Source organism: Burkholderia anthina, assembly GCF_902498995.1.
Lineage (GTDB): Bacteria > Pseudomonadota > Gammaproteobacteria > Burkholderiales > Burkholderiaceae > Burkholderia > Burkholderia anthina.
This window is the reverse complement of record NZ_CABVLY010000001.1, coordinates 488,812-505,040: the sequence shown is the minus strand read 5'-3', so window position 1 is coordinate 505,040 and position 16,229 is coordinate 488,812. Positions and strand designations below refer to the sequence as shown.

Annotated in this window: 12 protein-coding genes; 8 read left to right on the top strand and 4 right to left on the bottom strand. The window is 68.0% G+C overall.

What is annotated here, in order from left to right:
• Position 1 precedes the first annotated feature (1 nt).
• The 5 genes from rng (at position 2) to BME24068_RS02380 (ending at position 5,347) form a co-directional block, all read left to right on the top strand.
• Positions 2 to 1,471 (top strand): ribonuclease G, encoded by a 1,470-nt coding sequence (gene rng / locus BME24068_RS02400; RefSeq protein WP_096507667.1) that lies wholly within the window; start codon positions 2 to 4, stop codon positions 1,469 to 1,471.
• Positions 1,472 to 1,921: 450 nt separating this feature from the next.
• Positions 1,922 to 2,257: a YggL 50S ribosome-binding family protein gene (locus BME24068_RS02395; protein WP_096507668.1), complete on the top strand. Its 336-nt coding sequence runs from the start codon at positions 1,922 to 1,924 to the stop codon at positions 2,255 to 2,257.
• A 256-nt stretch (positions 2,258 to 2,513) separates the two neighbouring features.
• Entirely contained in the window at positions 2,514 to 3,476 is a 963-nt protein-coding gene (locus tag BME24068_RS02390; RefSeq protein ID WP_096507669.1) for a PRC-barrel domain containing protein, read from the top strand.
• Positions 3,473 to 4,741, top strand: a complete 1,269-nt coding sequence (locus BME24068_RS02385; RefSeq protein WP_174925042.1) for an MFS transporter — start codon at positions 3,473 to 3,475, stop codon at positions 4,739 to 4,741. The genes BME24068_RS02390 and BME24068_RS02385 overlap by 4 nt, the downstream gene beginning before the upstream one ends.
• A 39-nt stretch (positions 4,742 to 4,780) precedes the next feature.
• Entirely contained in the window at positions 4,781 to 5,347 is a 567-nt protein-coding gene (locus BME24068_RS02380; protein WP_174925041.1) for an FUSC family protein, read from the top strand.
• A gap of 52 nt (positions 5,348 to 5,399) precedes the next feature.
• On the opposite strand, the gene BME24068_RS02375 is transcribed toward BME24068_RS02380, so the two are convergent.
• Both BME24068_RS02375 and msbA read right to left on the bottom strand, forming a co-directional pair.
• Positions 5,400 to 5,789: an RcnB family protein gene (locus BME24068_RS02375; protein WP_096507672.1), complete on the bottom strand. Its 390-nt coding sequence runs from the start codon at positions 5,787 to 5,789 to the stop codon at positions 5,400 to 5,402.
• A gap of 83 nt (positions 5,790 to 5,872) precedes the next feature.
• Positions 5,873 to 7,624 (bottom strand): lipid A export permease/ATP-binding protein MsbA, encoded by a 1,752-nt coding sequence (gene msbA, locus BME24068_RS02370; RefSeq protein WP_239007767.1) that lies wholly within the window; start codon positions 7,622 to 7,624, stop codon positions 5,873 to 5,875.
• 226 nt (positions 7,625 to 7,850) lie between these two features.
• Here msbA and BME24068_RS02365 point away from each other — a divergent pair, with 226 nt between their 5' ends.
• The 3 genes from BME24068_RS02365 (at position 7,851) to BME24068_RS02355 (ending at position 11,004) form a co-directional block, all read left to right on the top strand.
• Positions 7,851 to 8,603, top strand: coding sequence for a glycosyltransferase family 2 protein (locus tag BME24068_RS02365; protein ID WP_096507674.1), 753 nt, complete (start codon positions 7,851 to 7,853; stop codon positions 8,601 to 8,603).
• A gap of 146 nt (positions 8,604 to 8,749) precedes the next feature.
• A complete protein-coding gene (locus BME24068_RS02360; RefSeq protein WP_096507675.1) occupies positions 8,750 to 9,592 on the top strand; it encodes a glycosyltransferase family 2 protein in 843 nt (280 codons plus the stop codon).
• A gap of 131 nt (positions 9,593 to 9,723) precedes the next feature.
• Positions 9,724 to 11,004 carry an O-antigen ligase family protein gene (locus BME24068_RS02355; RefSeq protein WP_096507676.1) on the top strand — a complete coding sequence of 427 codons (1,281 nt, stop codon included), beginning with the start codon at positions 9,724 to 9,726 and terminating at the stop codon, positions 11,002 to 11,004.
• A gap of 197 nt (positions 11,005 to 11,201) precedes the next feature.
• Here BME24068_RS02355 and BME24068_RS02350 read toward each other — a convergent pair whose 3' ends face one another.
• Both BME24068_RS02350 and dnaE read right to left on the bottom strand, forming a co-directional pair.
• On the bottom strand, positions 11,202 to 12,380 hold the full coding sequence (locus BME24068_RS02350; RefSeq protein ID WP_096507677.1) for a glycosyltransferase family 9 protein: 1,179 nt from the start codon (positions 12,378 to 12,380) through the stop codon (positions 11,202 to 11,204).
• 313 nt (positions 12,381 to 12,693) lie between these two features.
• A complete protein-coding gene (gene dnaE, locus BME24068_RS02345; protein ID WP_096507678.1) occupies positions 12,694 to 16,227 on the bottom strand; it encodes a DNA polymerase III subunit alpha in 3,534 nt (1,177 codons plus the stop codon).
• Positions 16,228 to 16,229: the final 2 nt, after the last annotated feature.

The following is a 16,229-nucleotide window of genomic DNA, read 5'->3' as shown; positions in this document are numbered from 1 at the left end:
CATGAACGAAGAAATCCTGATCAACCTCACGCCGCAGGAAACGCGCGTCGCACTCGTGCAGCAAGGCGCGGTGCAGGAGCTTCACGTCGAGCGCACGCTGTCGCGCGGACGGGTCGGCAACATCTATCTCGGCAAGGTCGTGCGCGTGCTGCCCGGCATGCAGTCGGCATTCATCGACATCGGCCTCGAGCGCGCGGCGTTCCTGCACGTCGCCGACATCTGGCATCCGCGCCTCGCGGGCGAGCCGCAGTCGGGCGCACAGCACCAGCCGATCGAGAAAACCGTGTTCGAAGGCCAGACGCTGATGGTCCAGGTGATCAAGGACCCGATCGGCACGAAGGGCGCGCGGCTGTCGACGCAAGTCAGCATCGCGGGCCGCACGCTCGTCTACCTGCCGCAGGAGCCGCACATCGGCATCTCGCAGAAGATCGAGAGCGAGGCCGAGCGCGAGGCCGTGCGTGCGCGCCTGACCGCCGTGATCCCGCCGGACGAGAAAGGCGGCTACATCGTGCGCACGATCGCCGAGGACGCGACCTCCGACGAACTGGCCGGCGACGTCACCTACCTGCGCAAGACCTGGGCGACGATCGTGGCTCAGGCGCAGCGGCTGCCGGCAACGAGCCTGCTGTACCAGGATCTCGACCTCGCGCAGCGCGTGCTGCGCGATTTCGCGAACGACGACACGACGCGCATCCAGGTCGACTCGCGCGAGACGTACCAGCGCCTGTCGGAATTCGCCGGCGAGTTCACGCCGGCGGTGAGTCCGAAGCTGCATCACTACACCGGCGAGCGGCCGCTGTTCGACCTGTACAACATCGAGACGGAGATCCAGCGCGCGCTGTCGCGCCGCGTCGACCTGAAGTCGGGCGGCTACCTGATGATCGACCAGACCGAAGCGATGACCACCATCGACGTGAACACCGGCGGCTACGTCGGTGCGCGCAACTTCGACGACACGATCTTCAAGACCAACCTCGAGGCCGCGCATACGATCGCGCGGCAGTTGCGGCTGCGCAACCTCGGCGGGATCATCATCATCGACTTCATCGACATGGAGAACGCCGAGCATCGCGACGCGGTGCTGTCCGAGCTGAAGAAGGCGCTGTCGCGCGATCGTACGCGCGTGACGGTCAACAGCTTCTCCCAGCTCGGGCTCGTCGAGATGACGCGCAAGCGCACGCGCGAGTCGCTCGCGCACGTGCTGTGCGAGCCGTGCCCGACGTGCCAGGGCAAGGGCCAGGTGAAGACGTCGCGCACGGTGTGCTACGACATCCTGCGCGAGATCCTGCGCGAATCGCGCCAGTTCAACCCGCGCGAATTCCGCGTGATCGCCGCGCAGCAGGTGATCGACCTGTTCCTCGACGAGGAATCGCAGCATCTCGCGATGCTGATCGACTTCATCGGCAAGCCGGTGTCGCTGCAGGTCGAGTCGAATCTGAGTCAGGAACAGTACGACATCGTGCTGATGTAACGCTTCGTTCGACTGTGCGGTTGCGCGAATGCCGTCGTGTACGGCGGGAATTTCGCGCAACCGGCACGCATCGGCGAGCGGCTATTCCCGATGCACGGCCTGATCCAGGGCGACGCGTTCGATCACTTCCGCATCCCATCGGCGGCGGGGCGACTTCCCCGGCCCTCGCCATCGTCCGGATGGCCGCCGCCTCAGCAAAGCCGAAGCGGCTCGCCATCCCTGTATCATTCGGTCATGCGTGCAATCAGCCGCCGGGCCAGGCCACACCGCGAAAGCCAAGTCGAACCCATGTTTAACAATGGTTTCCTGATCAATCGTGCAACAGCACGATATCGCGACGGCGCGACGCTCGCGCGTTCAGCGACAAGGCCCGGACCGCGCGGCACGTCGAGATAGTGCCCGCCGCCGCCGCACGCTCCTTTCCCACCTCTCATTCACTCGTCACACACCATGAGCCAACGCCACAACCGCCGCCAGCGCAAGAAACTCCACATCGCCGAATTCCAGGAACTCGCGTTCAACGCGACCGCGCAATACCGTAACGAGCTGTCCGACCTCGAACGCGGCCAGTTGATCGACGCGTTCATCGACTTCGTCGAGGCGAACGGCCTGCTGACCGTCGCGTCCGCGGACGAAGGGATCGGCGCCTACGTGATCTCCGGCGCGCCGCGCGGCACGACGACCGACGCCGACCGCGAAAGCGTGCGTGCATGGCTCGCCGCACGCTCCGAGCTGACCGACGTCCAGGTCAGCGAATTCAGCGACGCGTGGTATCCGGACGCCTGAGCGCCCGGCTTCCGCGCACCTCGAGCCGTACTCGCTCCGGCCCGCCATGACGGCGGGCCGGGCCGCTTCTCCCGCCTGCACGCCCCCACCCTTCCGCCCTGTCCCGGGCACCCGCGCTGCTGCAAAAAGCCGCAGAAATCGGTCCTGAAAGGAAGACACGTTAAACTCTCACCTCGCGTGGTGCGCCGCCCGCACCCGCCATCCATCGCCAGCCGCGTGCCTTCGTACGCGCCCCCGACCCATGGAGTGAGTGTCAATGAGCGGCGGACCTCCGTTTCCCGCATCCCGCATGTCGTCCCCGTCCTCGACGGTCCTGCTGATTCTCGCCGCTGCCGCGCTGCTGTCCGGCTGCGGGCTGCTGTCGACGCAGAATCCGCCCGCGCCGATCAGCGAGGCGCTCGTCGAGCCCATCGAGGAAGCCGCCGGCGAGCCGCTCACGATGCCGCCCGTGCCGCCGCCCGTGCAACCGGAAGAACCGGAAGCGCCGAAGAAGCCGCACCGCGAGGTGACGCGGCCGAAGCCGGTGCAGCGTCCCGAAACGCCGACCCCGCCGCCTCCGCCGCCGGCCCCGCTCATCGCGACGCGCCCGCTCGACCGCACCCAGATCCATGCGCTGCTCGATAGCGAAGTCGCGCGACGCAACGGCAAGGTGATCGGCCGCGCGGTCGACATGGTGACCGACGCGAGCGGCAAGCCGCGCGAGATGATCGTCAACCTGCAGGGCTTCATGGGCGTCGGCGACCGCAAGGTCAGCTTCCCGTGGAATGTGTTCCGCTTCACGCCGGGCGGCAAACAGGAGCCGATCGTGCTCGACGTGCCGTCGGGCGAGCTGCCCCCGGCCGCGCGGCCCAAGGCCGTGCCGCTGTCGGGTTCGGCCGCGGCGTCGCCCGCGACGCGGCTGCCGATGCTCGACAGCGACGTCGAGCGCCCGAACGGCACGAAGATCGGCCGCGTCGTCGACGTCCTGATCGACCGCGCCGCGCAGCCGCAGGCCGTCGTGCTCGACCTCGGCGGGCTCGTCAATACCGACCGCCGCTCGATCGCCGCGAGCTGGGGCGCGCTGCGCTTCGTCACGCGCGACAAGGCGCTGCATCCGCAGCTTGACCTGAACGACGCACAGATCAAGGCGTCGCCGCCCTACGCGGCCGACAAGCCGATCGTCGCGGTCTTCCCGCCCGTTGCCCCGGCACCGGCTTCGTCTGCGAGTGCGACCCGATGACGATCAAGCATTCCGTCACCGTTCGCAGTCTGCGGTCCCTCGACTGGCTCAACTTCTTCGTCGCAAACGTTCAAACCGGGTTCGGTCCGTTCATCGCGTCCTACCTCGCGTCGCACAAGTGGACGCAGGGCGAGATCGGCATGGTGCTGTCGATCGGCACGATCAGCGCGATGGTCAGCCAGGTGCCCGGCGGCGCGGCCGTCGATGCGCTGAAAAACAAGAAAGGCGCGGCCGCGTGGGCGATCGCGGCGATCATCCTGTCGGCGGTGCTGCTCGCGTCGAGCCCGACGATCGTGCCGGTGATCGCAGCCGAAGTGTTCCACGGCTTCGCGAGCTGCATGCTCGTGCCGGCGATGGCCGCGATCTCGTTCTCGCTGGTCGGGCGCGCGGATCTCGGCGATCGGCTCGGCCGCAATGCACGCTGGGCGTCGATCGGCAGCGCGGTCGCCGCGGGCCTGATGGGGCTCACCGGCGAGTATTTCTCCGCACGCGCGGTGTTCTGGCTGACTGCCGTGCTCGCGTTGCCCGCGCTGTTCGCGCTCGCGATGATCCAGCCGACGCACGAAGTGATCCCGCAGTCGTCGAAGCCCGACGATCACGGCCATCGCGACGAAGGCGAGCAACGCGAAACGCTGCTCGAGCTGCTGCGCGATCGCCGGATGCTGATCTTCGCGGCATGCGTGGTGCTGTTCCACCTGTCGAACGCGGCGATGCTCAACCTCGCGGCCGGCGAAGTAACGGCCGGGATGGGCGAGAACGTGCAGCTCGTGATCGCCGCCTGCATCATCGTGCCGCAGGCGATCGTCGCGATGCTGTCGCCGTGGGTCGGCCGCTCCGCGCAACGCTGGGGGCGTCGCCCGATCCTGCTGCTCGGCTTCTCGGCGCTGCCGGTACGCGCGTTGCTCTTCGCCGGCGTGAGCAGCCCGTACCTGCTGGTGCCGGTGCAGATGCTCGACGGCATCAGCGCCGCCGTGTTCGGCGTGATGCTGCCGCTGATCGCGGCCGACGTCGCGGGCGGCAAGGGCCGCTACAACCTGTGCATCGGGCTGTTCGGGCTCGCGGCCGGGATCGGCGCGACGCTCAGCACGGCCGTGGCCGGCTATGTCGCCGATCACTTCGGCAATGCGACCAGCTTCTTCGGGCTCGCCGGCGCCGGCGCGCTCGCAGTGCTGCTGGTCTGGCTCGCGATGCCGGAAACGCGCGTCGAGAACGGCGATACGACCACGGACGAGCCGGCCGCCGCGTCGCCCGAACAGGCGCGCTGACGCAGTCGCCCCGACAACCGACTCTCGACCGACGAACCGATGGATACGATCAGGACCCTCAACGAAGCACGCCAGCAGATCCAGCAGTCGATCTTCGATCTGTTCAAGGGGCTCTCGTTCAGCGAACGGCTCGCGCAAGGTACGCTGATGGCGCTGCAGGCCGTCTGCAGCGCGTGCCTCGCGTACGCGATCGGCCGCGCGCTGCACACCGAGCAGGCCGTATGGGCGGCCATCACCGCGATCGCCGTCACGCAGCACAACTACTCGGACACGATGTCGCTGTCGCGCGACCAGTTCATCGGCGCGATGATCGGCGGCTTGCTGGGCTTCGCCGGCGCGGCGCTCGGCGGCGATCGCCTCGTTGCTTACGCAATCACCGTCGCGATCGTGATCGTCAGCTGCTGGTGCCTGAACGTCGGCAGCGCGGCACGACTCGGCGGCGTGACCGCGACGATCGTGCTGCTGTTTCCGGGCAACGGCCCGCTATGGGACATTCCGCTGATGCGGCTCGGCGAGGTCGCGCTCGGTACCGTATGCGCGCTGGCCGTGTGCTGGGCGATGTCGCGCATCGAGCGACGCTGGTTCCGCCGGACGGCGGCCAAATGACGCGACGGCCGGGACACACGCCCGGCCGCCGGATGAAGGATCGAACGACGCGTTACGGGCCGACCCGCAACACGATGCCCGAGCCGATCTGCACGAGCAGATAGTCGCCGCCGACACCGACCCATTGATAGCCGCGCGGCGGCGCGCTCAGGTGGTAGCCGCGCCAGTCGTCGACCACGTACTGGCGATCGCGGAATTCGTTGGGGAGCCGGTCGCCCTTGTGCCAGTCGCGGTGCGGCTGGTCGGCCCAGCGCTGCGGGACGTCGTCGCGATGCATCGCCTGGCCGGGCGGCATGTGCTGCGGGCCATGGCCGCGCTGCATGCCGGGGCCGCCGTGATTGTCGTGCTTGTTGTAGTTGCCGTGATCCTGCGCCATCGCGACCGGCGCTGCGAAACCCGCAGCGACCAGTGCGGCCAGCATCATTCCGTGCATTTTCTTCATTGTCCGTCCCTCCGAATTGTCACGTCGAACCAGAAACGACTGCACCTGCCCGATGAAGACTAGCACACACGCGTGAACCGACGTCACGCGGCCTGCTGCTGGTACTGGATCCGGTGCAGGTGCGCGTACAGCCCGCCGTGGCGCAGCAGTTCGTCGTGGCTGCCTTCCTCGACGATCTTGCCGGCCTCGAGCACGAGGATACGGTCGGCACGCTCGATGGTCGACAGCCGGTGCGCGATCACGAGCGTCGTGCGGCCTTCCATCAACCGTTCGAGCGCCGCCTGCACGTGGCGCTCCGATTCCGAATCGAGCGCCGAGGTCGCCTCGTCGAGGATCAGGATCGGCGCGTCCTTGTAGATCGCGCGCGCAATGGCGAGCCGCTGCCGCTGGCCGCCCGACAGACGCATCCCGTTGCCGCCGACCAGCGTGTCGAGCCCGTCGGGCATCGCGGCGACCGCGTCGGCGAGGTTCGCGGCCTCGAGCGCCGCCTGCACGCGCGCGCGGTCGGGCGTCTGCCCGTACGCGACGTTCGCGGCGATCGTGTCGTTGAACAGCACGACGTCCTGGCTGACCATCGCCATCTGGCCGCGCAGCGCGTGGATGTCGTAGTCGGCCACCGGCACGCCGTCGACGAGGATCGCGCCGCCCGTCGGGTCGAAAAAGCGCGGCAGCAGGTTCACGAGCGTCGTCTTGCCGCTGCCGGACGGCCCCGCGAGCGCGATCATCTCGCCCGGCGCGACCTTGAACGAAATGCGGTCGAGCGTCGGCCGCTCGGCCGCGCCGTAATCGAACGTCACGTCGCGGAATTCGATCTCGCCGCGCGCGTGCGGCAATGCACGGCCGCCGCCCTGCGGCTCGGCCGGCTCGTCGATCAGCCCGAAGATCAGCTCGGCGGCCGTCATCCCGCGCTGCAGCGGCTGGTTCACGTCGATCAGGTGCTTGAGCGGCGAAATCACGAGCAGCATCGACGTGACGAACGCGACGAAACCGCCGACCGTCGTCTGGTCGTTGCTCGACTGCATGACCGCGATCGTGATCACGACCGCGAGCGCGATCGACGCGAGGAACTGCGTCAGCGGCTGCGCGAGCCCGCCCGAGATCGTCATGCGCATCGCGTAGCCGCGCAGGCGCTTGCTCATCGCCGTGAAACGGTCCATCTCGTATGCTTCGCCGTTGTGCACCTTGACGACCTTGTAGCCGCCGACCGTCTCCTCGACGATGTACGACAGCTCGTTGGTCAGCGTCTGGTGCTCGCGGTTCAGGCGCCGCAGGCGGCGGTTGATCTTGCTGACGAGCCAGCCGATACCCGGCAGGATCACCGCGACGATCAGCGTGAGCCGCCAGTTCAGGTAGAACAGGTAGCCGAGCAGGAACACCACCGTCAGCGAGTCGCGCACGAGCGTGACCATCACGCCGGTCAGCACCGACAGGATCTGGTTGACCTCGAACACGATCGCGTTGATCACGGTGCTCGCGGTTTCGCGCTGGAAGAACGACGCGCCCGTGTGGAGCATCCGCTGGAACATCTCGAGCCGCAGCTGCAGCAGGATGCGGTTCGAAACGTAGTTGAGCAGGTAGTTCGACGCGTACTGCGATACGCCGCGCACGAGCGCGAGGCCGATCACCGCGATCGGCACGTACCATTTCGCGCGGTCGCTGCCGTGCGAGCCGAAACCGTGGTCGAGCAGCGGCTTGAGCAGCGCCGGAATCCCGGCTTCCGTGGCCGCGACGACGCCCATCGTCACCACGGCGAGCACCACGATGCCGATGAGCGGCCGGATGTACGGCCACAGGCGCTTGAGGACCGTGACCGGCGACGTACTCGTGCCGTCCATCGGTTTGCGAAGAGTGTTCTGGGTTTCCAAGGCAATCCTTCCTGAGCCGCGACGCGGCGCCCGGAACATGACTGTCCGGGGGTTCGCCCCCGTCCGGCGGGTGCCGAAAAAGGCCCAACATTATAGCCGTACCGCCTGCGCCGGCGCGGCCGCCGCCGAAGCGGCCGCCAGCCGGCGCGCGGGTATACTGCCGCTCACCGTTTTCTCCGCCTTTTCGACGATTTTCATGGCAGAACCCACTCTCGGCGTCGCCCTCATCGCCCTCAACGCGGCCGCGCGGCTCGCGCAGTGCCTCGATGCGCTGGCCTTCGCCGACGACGTCGTCGTGATCGACGGCGGCAGCACCGACGATACCGTCGCGATCGCCCGCGCGCACGGCGCCCGCGTGATCGTGGAGCGCGACTGGCCGGGCTTCGGCCCGCAGAAGAACCGCGCGCTCGACGCGCTCGACACCGACTGGATCCTGTCGCTCGACACCGACGAGGTGGTCAGCCCAGCGCTCGCGCAATCGATCCGCGACGCGATCCGCGCGCCGGCCGCGCAGGTCTACGCGGTCGACCGGCTGTCGAGCTTCTGCGGCCAGTGGATCCACCACAGCGGCTGGTATCCGGACTGGATCCCGCGCCTGTTCCGGCGTGGCACGGCCCGCTTCTCCGACGATCTGGTGCACGAACGCCTCGTGTTCGATACGCCCGCGCAACGGCTATCCGGCAAGCTGATGCACTATTCGTACGAGGATTTCGAAACGGTCGTGCGCAAGCTCGATGCGTATTCGACGGCCGGCGCGCGTCAGCGCCGCGCGGCCGGCCAGCGCGGCGGCTTCGGCAAGGCGCTCGCGCGCGGTGCGTGGGCGTTCGTGCGGACCTACGTGCTGCGGCGCGGGTTTCTCGACGGCCGCGCGGGCTTCATGATCGCCGTGTTCAACGCGGAGACCGTCTACTACCGGTTCCTGAAGCTCGGCCACGAACCGGCCCGCTGAACGCGCCCCGCGCTGCCCTTGCCCTGATGCCGCCGGCATGCGGCCGGCCCGGCGTTACAATGCCGGGCTGCCCGGCGCGCCATCCGCGCCCGCCCGCGGCGGCGCGCCACGCGCCGCCGACACGACGACCACCGAATTCGACCGCCATGTTCTCCATCATCATCCCGACCTGGAACAACCTGCCGTACCTCAAGCTCGTCGTCGACAGCCTGCGCCGCCATTCCGCGTACGATCACCAGATCATCGTGCACGTGAACGACGGCTCGGACGGCACGCTCGACTGGGTGCGCCACGAAGGCATCGAGCACACCGCTTCGCCGGCCAACATCGGCATCTGTCACGCGGTGAACCTGGCCGCCGCGCGCGCGACGCGCGACTACGTCGTCTACATGAACGACGACATGTACTGCTGCCCCGGCTGGGACGCGGCGCTCGTGCGGCGCATCGAGCAGATGCCGACCGACCTCTTCATGCTGTCCGGCACGATGGTCGAGCCGGTCGACACGCGCAACCCGTGCGTCGTCGTCAGCAATTTCGGCCGCGATGCCGAACAGTTCGACGCGGCGGGCCTCGTCGCGGCCACGCCGAAGCTTGCGCGCGCGGACTGGCTCGGCTCGACCTGGCCGCCGACGCTCGTGCATCGCGACTGGTGGAACCGCATCGGCGGCTACAGCAGCGAGCTGTCGCCCGGGATGAGCAGCGACAACGACTTCTCGATGAAATGCTGGGATGCCGGCTGCCGGATCTTTCTCGGCGTGGGCGACAGCCTCGTCTACCACTTCCAGCAGAAGAGCACGGGCAAGATCGTCAAGAACGACGGCCGCCGCCAGTTCCTCAACAAATGGGGCATGACGCAGGCCACGTTCGACCGCTATTACCTGCATCGCGGCGAGCCGGCCGGCTCGCGCATCGCGCTCGATACCCCGGCCGTCGAAGGGCGGCTCAAGCGCGCGCTGCTGCGCTCGCGGATCAAGCGCGCATTCGGCTGATCGGGCCCCGGAAACGGCGCGGAAACGCACGCTGCTTCGCGTATACTGCGCGCTTCGCCCCGGGTGCCGTCGGGGCGCGCGGCGCGCAGCACGGTGCCCGCATGCCGTATTCGTCCATTCGACAGGTCCCGATGCTTTCGTTTTCGTCTCACGCCACGCGGCGCCTGACCGCGGCCCGCACCTTCGCCGTCATCGCGCTCTGCATGGTGCCCGTCTCGACCGCGCTGACCAACGTGTTCTGCGCACTGTTCGCGGTCGCGCTCGTGATTTCCCCCGAATTCTGGCGCAACCTGCGCACGTTCGTCACCGAACCGGTGTCGCTCGCGGCGCTGCTGATCCTCGCGGCGCTGGCCGCGAGCGTCGCGTACACGGTCGCCCCGCACCCGAAAGCATGGAACTGGGTCGCCAAGTACGACAAGCTGCTGCTGGTGCCGTTTGCCGTTCTCGCATTCCGCCATTCGAACTGGGCGCCGATCGTGCGGCGCTGCTGGTTCGGTACGCTGTGCGTGATCCTGTTGCTGTCGACCACCAACTATCTCGGACTGACCGCGATCGGGCCCGCGCATGCGACCGAGCTGCCGCTGTCGCGTGCATGGGTGTTCAAGAACCACATCGCGGGCGGCATGTTCGGCGCGCTGCTGTTCTACCAGGCGGCCGACCTCGCGCTGTCGGCCCGCACCGCGCTGTCGCGTGCCGCGTATGCCGGCGTCGCCGCGTGGTCGCTGATCAACGTGTTCGTGATGCTGCAAGGCCGCACCGGGCAGGTCATCGCGCTGCTGCTGATCCTCGTCGTCGCCGTGCGTTTCGTGCTGCTGCTGCGCCGCCAGTCCGCGCTGCGCGCAGGGCTCGCCGCCGGCGCGCTGGTGCTGGCCGGCGCCGCACTCGTCGCGGCCGCGTGCACGGTACACAACGGCCGGCTCGTGAAGGTCGTGTCAGAAGTGCAGCAGTATCGGCAGACCGATGCGGCCACGTCCACCGGGCTGCGTCTCGAGTGGTACAAGAAGGGGCTCGAGCTGTATCGCGCGCGCCCCGCGCTCGGCTATGGTGCGGGCGGCCTCGAGTTCGAGTTCCAGAAGCTCGCGGCGGGCAAGACGGCGGCGGAAGGCCAGCTCACGTCGAATCCGCATAACGAATACATGCTGATGGCCGTGCAGCTCGGCACGCTCGGCGTGCTGCTGTTCGTGAACCTGATCGTGCAGATCGCGCGCGGCAGCCTCGCGCTCGATCCGCGCTCGCGGCATCTGCTGCTCGGCTGGCTCGCGATCTTCGCGATCGGCAGTCTCGCGAATTCGCTGCTGCTCGATTTCGCCGAAGGGCACCTGCTGGTGCTGCTCGCGGGCATCCTGCTCGGCTGCGGCGAGCGCGGCGAAGCGCTCCCGCGCGAGACGTCGGCGATCCGGCGCAGCGCGTAACGCGTCCGCGCAACGCGACGCGCGGACAGGCAGCGGGCGGTAAGCGGTACGCGCGGTTGCCTCCTGTCTGCCGCCGAAGCAGCTTCAGTGGCGGAGCACCCGCGCCGTGATCGGACGAACGGGTACGCGCCTTCGACGCGTCACGCCCCGGCGTCACTTTCCTTTTTCAAATCAGGAAACCGCGACTCGCGCGCGCGTCAGTCCGGTCGCGCGCGGTGCAGCCGCGACGTGTCGACGACCGTGTCGGCCGCGCCGGGCGGATTCAGCCCGAGCAGCTCGGCGGCCGCGGCCTTCACGCGCTGCGTACCGAGATTGACGAGACAGTCGCTGCGGCTCTCGACATGACGCTCGCAGCCCTCGTGCCGGCACGGCACGCAGTCGCCTTCTCCCTGCAGCAGCCACACGTTGCCGTGCCGCCCCGAGCCGCGCAGCGACCACGGATTCTCGGTCGCCGGCCAATGCTGCGGCCACGGCCCCCAGCGCACCGGATCGGACGGACCGAACAGCGCGATCGTGTCGGTGCCGGTTGCGGCCGCGACGTGCGTCGCGCCCGTATCGGGCCCGATGAACAGCTTCGCGCGCCGCACGAGCTCCGCGCTTTCGCCGAACGTGAGGCGGCCGACCAGGTTCAGCACGTCGCCGCCCGCCATCGCCGCGACCTGCTCCGCGTACTCGCGCTCGCGATCGGCCGGGCCGCCCGACAGCGCGATCGCGAACCCTTGCGCGCGCAACCATTCGATCATCTCGACCCAGCCTTCGAGCCGCCATTGCTTGTAGCGGAACATCGGATACGGATGCAGCACGACGAGCGGCTTGCCGTCGCGGATCGCCGGCGACTCCGCGAGCCACGCGTCGAAGCGCGCGCGCCGCGCGGGATCGTCGCCGATGCCCGGCGCGACGACCTCCGACACCGGTTCGATGCCGATCACGGGCGCGAGCGCCAGTGTGCTGACGACCGTATGGGCGGATTCGTGGTGATTGATCGCGATCCCGTCGAGCATCATCCGCGTGAGCCACGTGACGCGATTCGGATCGACGAGGCCGACGCGCTTGCGGCCGGCGAACCAACTGTAGAAGCGCGGACGGTCGGAACTCAGCGCCGCGCACGCGAGATCGTAGCGGCGCCACATCGACATCGCATCGCGCAGCCGCTCGCCGAACCCCGCGCGCTGCGCGACGACGATCACGCGCCGCACATCGGGGTTGTGCTCCAGCACGCCCTCGGTGCCGCGAAACACCAGCATGTCGATCTGCGCGTCGGGCCAGCGCGCCTTCAGCGAACGCACGAGCGGCGTCGTCAGCAGCACGTCGCCGATACGGCGCGGTGCGGCAACGAGGATGGTTCTGGGCGGGCGGGCGGAAGAAAACAGGGCCACGGCAATCGATCCGTCTAGCTGGCTGGACAAGGCTCGCAATGTACAGGATTTTGCGGCGGCCGGCGCAGCGCATCGAGCAGGCTCGCCGCAGCCGCCAGCCCGGCAACCGGCAATGGCGTGACGCACCGCCGGCATGCCGCCGCTCGGTCCGGCCACGAGATGGACCGCGGGCGGCGCGCGACGGATTGCATAGCGTCCGGATGACGGCCCCAAGCACCCGCACAAAACCCGCACACATGAAAACGGCCCGTCGCACCGCACGATGGCGATGCGACGGGCCGCGCAGTGCGACAGCCGTCCGGCGGGGGAGCGCCTAGTACGTGATTTCGACGATGCTGCCGTCGAACGTCGCGCGCAGTTCCGCGAGCAGCGTGTCGCTCGGCTTCACGCGCCACGCGTCGCCGAGCCGCATTTCGCCCTGCGCGCGCGCGTTGCTGTAGTGGACCTGGACCGCGAGCCCGTTCGGCAGCGGCGCCTGCGGGCGACGGCCACCGTCGCGTCCGCCGCCACGCGGCGCGGGCGCCTCGACCACGTTCGCGGCCGCCGGATCGTCCTTCGACACGTGCGGCTCCAGCACGCGGCGCAGCGCCGCCGCATCGGCATTGCCGTTCATCGTCAGCCGCACCGCCTGCGCATAGCGGCTGCGTGCGCGTTCGAGATCCATCACCGTGTCGGTCGTAAAACGGATGCCGCCCGTGAACGCATCGTTGCGCGCCTGACCCTGCACGATCAGCAGTTCGTCTTCCTTGAACAGCGCCTTGTTCGCCTCGAACTGCTCGTTGAAGATCGTGATCTCGCACTGGCCCGACCCGTCGTCGAGCAACGCGATCAGCATCTTGCCGCGCTGGGTCATCTGCGTGCGCAGCGACGCGATGATGCCCGCGACGAGCTTGTCGCGCCCTTCCTTCAGGTCGCCGACCTTCTGCCGCACGAACCGGCGCACTTCGTCGCGATACGCGTCGAACAGGTGGCCGGACAGGTAGAAGCCGAGCGCGCCCTTCTCTTCCTGCAAACGCTTCTTGTCGTCCCACGCGGGTTCATCGACGAGCGCATGCGCGTGCGGCGACTCGGCGCCCATGTCGAACAGGCCGGCCTGCATCGCGTTGGCCGCGGCCTGCTCGGCGGCTTCCATCGCGAGCGGCACCGACGCGAGCAACTGCGCGCGATTCGCGTTCAGCGAATCGAACGCACCGGCGCGGATCAGCGCCTCGACCGTGCGGCGGTTGACGACGCGCCGGTCGATCCGTTCGCAGAAGTCGAACAGGTCGGTGAACGGCTTTTCCTCGCGCGCGCGCAGGATTTCCTCGATCGCGTTCTGGCCGCTGCCCTTCACCGCGCCGAGGCCGTAGCGGATCGTGCGCGAGCGCTTGCCGTCGGCTTCGGCGACAGGCTCGAACCGGTAATGCGACTGGTTGATGTCCGGCGGCAGCACGGCGAGGTTGTTCACGACACAGTCGTCGAACAGGATCTTCACCTTGTCGGTGTCGTCCATCGCGAGCGTCATGTTGGCCGCCATGAATTCGGCCGGATGGTGCGCCTTCAGCCACGCGGTGTAATACGCGAGCAGCGCATAGGCTGCCGCGTGCGACTTGTTGAAGCCGTAGCCCGCGAACTTCTCCATCAAGTCGAAGATCTCGTCGGACTTCTCGCGCGTGAGGCCGTTCTTCGCCGCACCCTCGGCGAAGATCTCGCGGTGCTTGGCCATCTCCTCGGGCTTTTTCTTGCCCATCGCGCGACGCAGCAAGTCGGCGCCGCCGAGCGAGTAGCCGCCGATGATCTGCGCCATCTGCATCACCTGCTCCTGATAGACCATGATGCCGTAGGTCTCTTTCAGGACGGGTTCGACGCGCGGATCCGGATAGTCGACCTTCTCGCGCCCGTGCTTCCGTGCGCAGAAGCTCGGGATCAGGTCCATCGGGCCCGGACGGTACAACGACACGAGCGCGATGATGTCCTCGAAGCGGTCGGGCTGCGCATCCTTCAGCATGCCCTGCATCCCGCGGCTTTCCAGCTGGAACACGGCGACCGTGTTGGCCTTCTTCAGGATCTGGAACGACGCAGGATCGTCGAGCGGCACCTGCGCGAGCGACCAGTCGGCCTTCGACGCATCGAGGCGGCGAATGTAGCGCTCGGCCCAGTCGAGGATCGTCAGGGTCGTCAGACCCAGAAAGTCGAACTTCACGAGGCCGACGGCTTCGACGTCGTCCTTGTCGTACTGGCTGACGACGCCGCCGTCGTCGCCCTGCGTGTACAGCGGGCAGAAATCGGTCAGCTTGCCGGGCGCGATCAGCACGCCGCCCGCGTGCATCCCGACGTTACGCGTCAGGCCCTCGACGCGCTGCGCGAGGTCGATCAGCTGGTGCACTTCGTCCTCGTGGTCGTAGCGCTCCTGCAGTTGCGGCTCCTCCTTCATCGCGTCGGCGATCGTCACGTGCTTGCCCGGCTTGAACGGGATCAGCTTCGCGATGCCATCGGTGAACATGTAGCCGAGATCGAGCACGCGGCCGATGTCGCGCACGGCCGCCTTCGCGGCCATCGTGCCGAAGGTGGCGATCTGCGACACGGCGTCCGCGCCGTATTTCTCCTTCACGTACTGGATCACGCGATCGCGGCCGTGCTGGCAGAAGTCGATGTCGAAGTCGGGCATCGACACGCGTTCCGGATTCAGGAATCGCTCGAACAGCAGGTTGTAGCGCAGCGGGTCCAGATCGGTAATGCCGAGCGCGTACGCGACCAGCGAACCGGCGCCCGAGCCCCGGCCCGGGCCGACCGGCACGCCGTTGTTCTTGGCCCAGTTGATGAAGTCGGCAACGATCAGGAAGTAGCCCGGGAAGCCCATCTTCGTGATGGTCCCGCACTCGAATTCGAGCCGCTTGTAGTACGTGTCGCGCTGCGCATCGCGCTCGGCGGCGTCCGGATACAGCTGTTCGAGGCGCTTCTCGAGCCCCTCCTTCGACAGCTGGACCAGGTAATCGTCGAGCGACATGCCGTCCGGCGTCGGGAACAGCGGCAGCTTCGGCTTGCCGAGCTCGAGCTTCAGGTTGCAGCGCTTCGCGACCTCGACCGTGTTCGCGACCGCCGACGGCAGGTCGGCGAACAGCGCGACCATGTCGTCCTGCGTGCGGAAATACTGATCGGTCGTGAAGCGCTTCTGGCGCCGCGGGTTCGCGAGCATGTCGCCTTCCGAGATGCACACACGCGCTTCGTGCGCGGTGAAATCATCGTCGGTCATGAATTGCGTCGGATGCGTCGCGACGACCGGCAGCTTCAGCGACGCGGCGAGCGTCGCGGCCTGCTGGATATACGCCTCGGCGCCCGGCTGGCCGTAACGCTGCAGCTCGATGTAGAAGCCGCCCGGGAACACCTTCGCCCAGCGCTCGGCATGACGTCGCGCCGCCTCTTCGTTACCGGCGGCGAACGCGAGCCCGATGTCGCCCTGCTGCGCGCCCGACAGCGCGAGCAACCCTTGCGACAGCTCGCCTTCGAGCCAGCTCGCGTCGAGCTCCGCGCGGCCGCGGTACTGGTTCGTGAGCCACGCCTTCGACAGCAGCTCGCACAGGTTCAGGTAGCCGACCTTGTCCTTCACCAGCAGCAGCAGGCGCGACGGTTTGTCGCGATCGTCCGGATTGGCGATCCAGACGTCGCAGCCGGCGATGGGCTTGATGCCCTTGTCGCGGGCTTCCTGGTAGAAACGGACGAGGCCGAATGCGTTGCCGAGATCGGTGAGGGCGAGCGCGCCCTGGCCGTCTGCGGCCGCCGCCTTGACGATGTCGTCGAGACGCACGATGCCGTCGGCAATCGAGAATTCGGAGTGAACGCGAAGATGGACGAAGCGGGGATCTGACATGG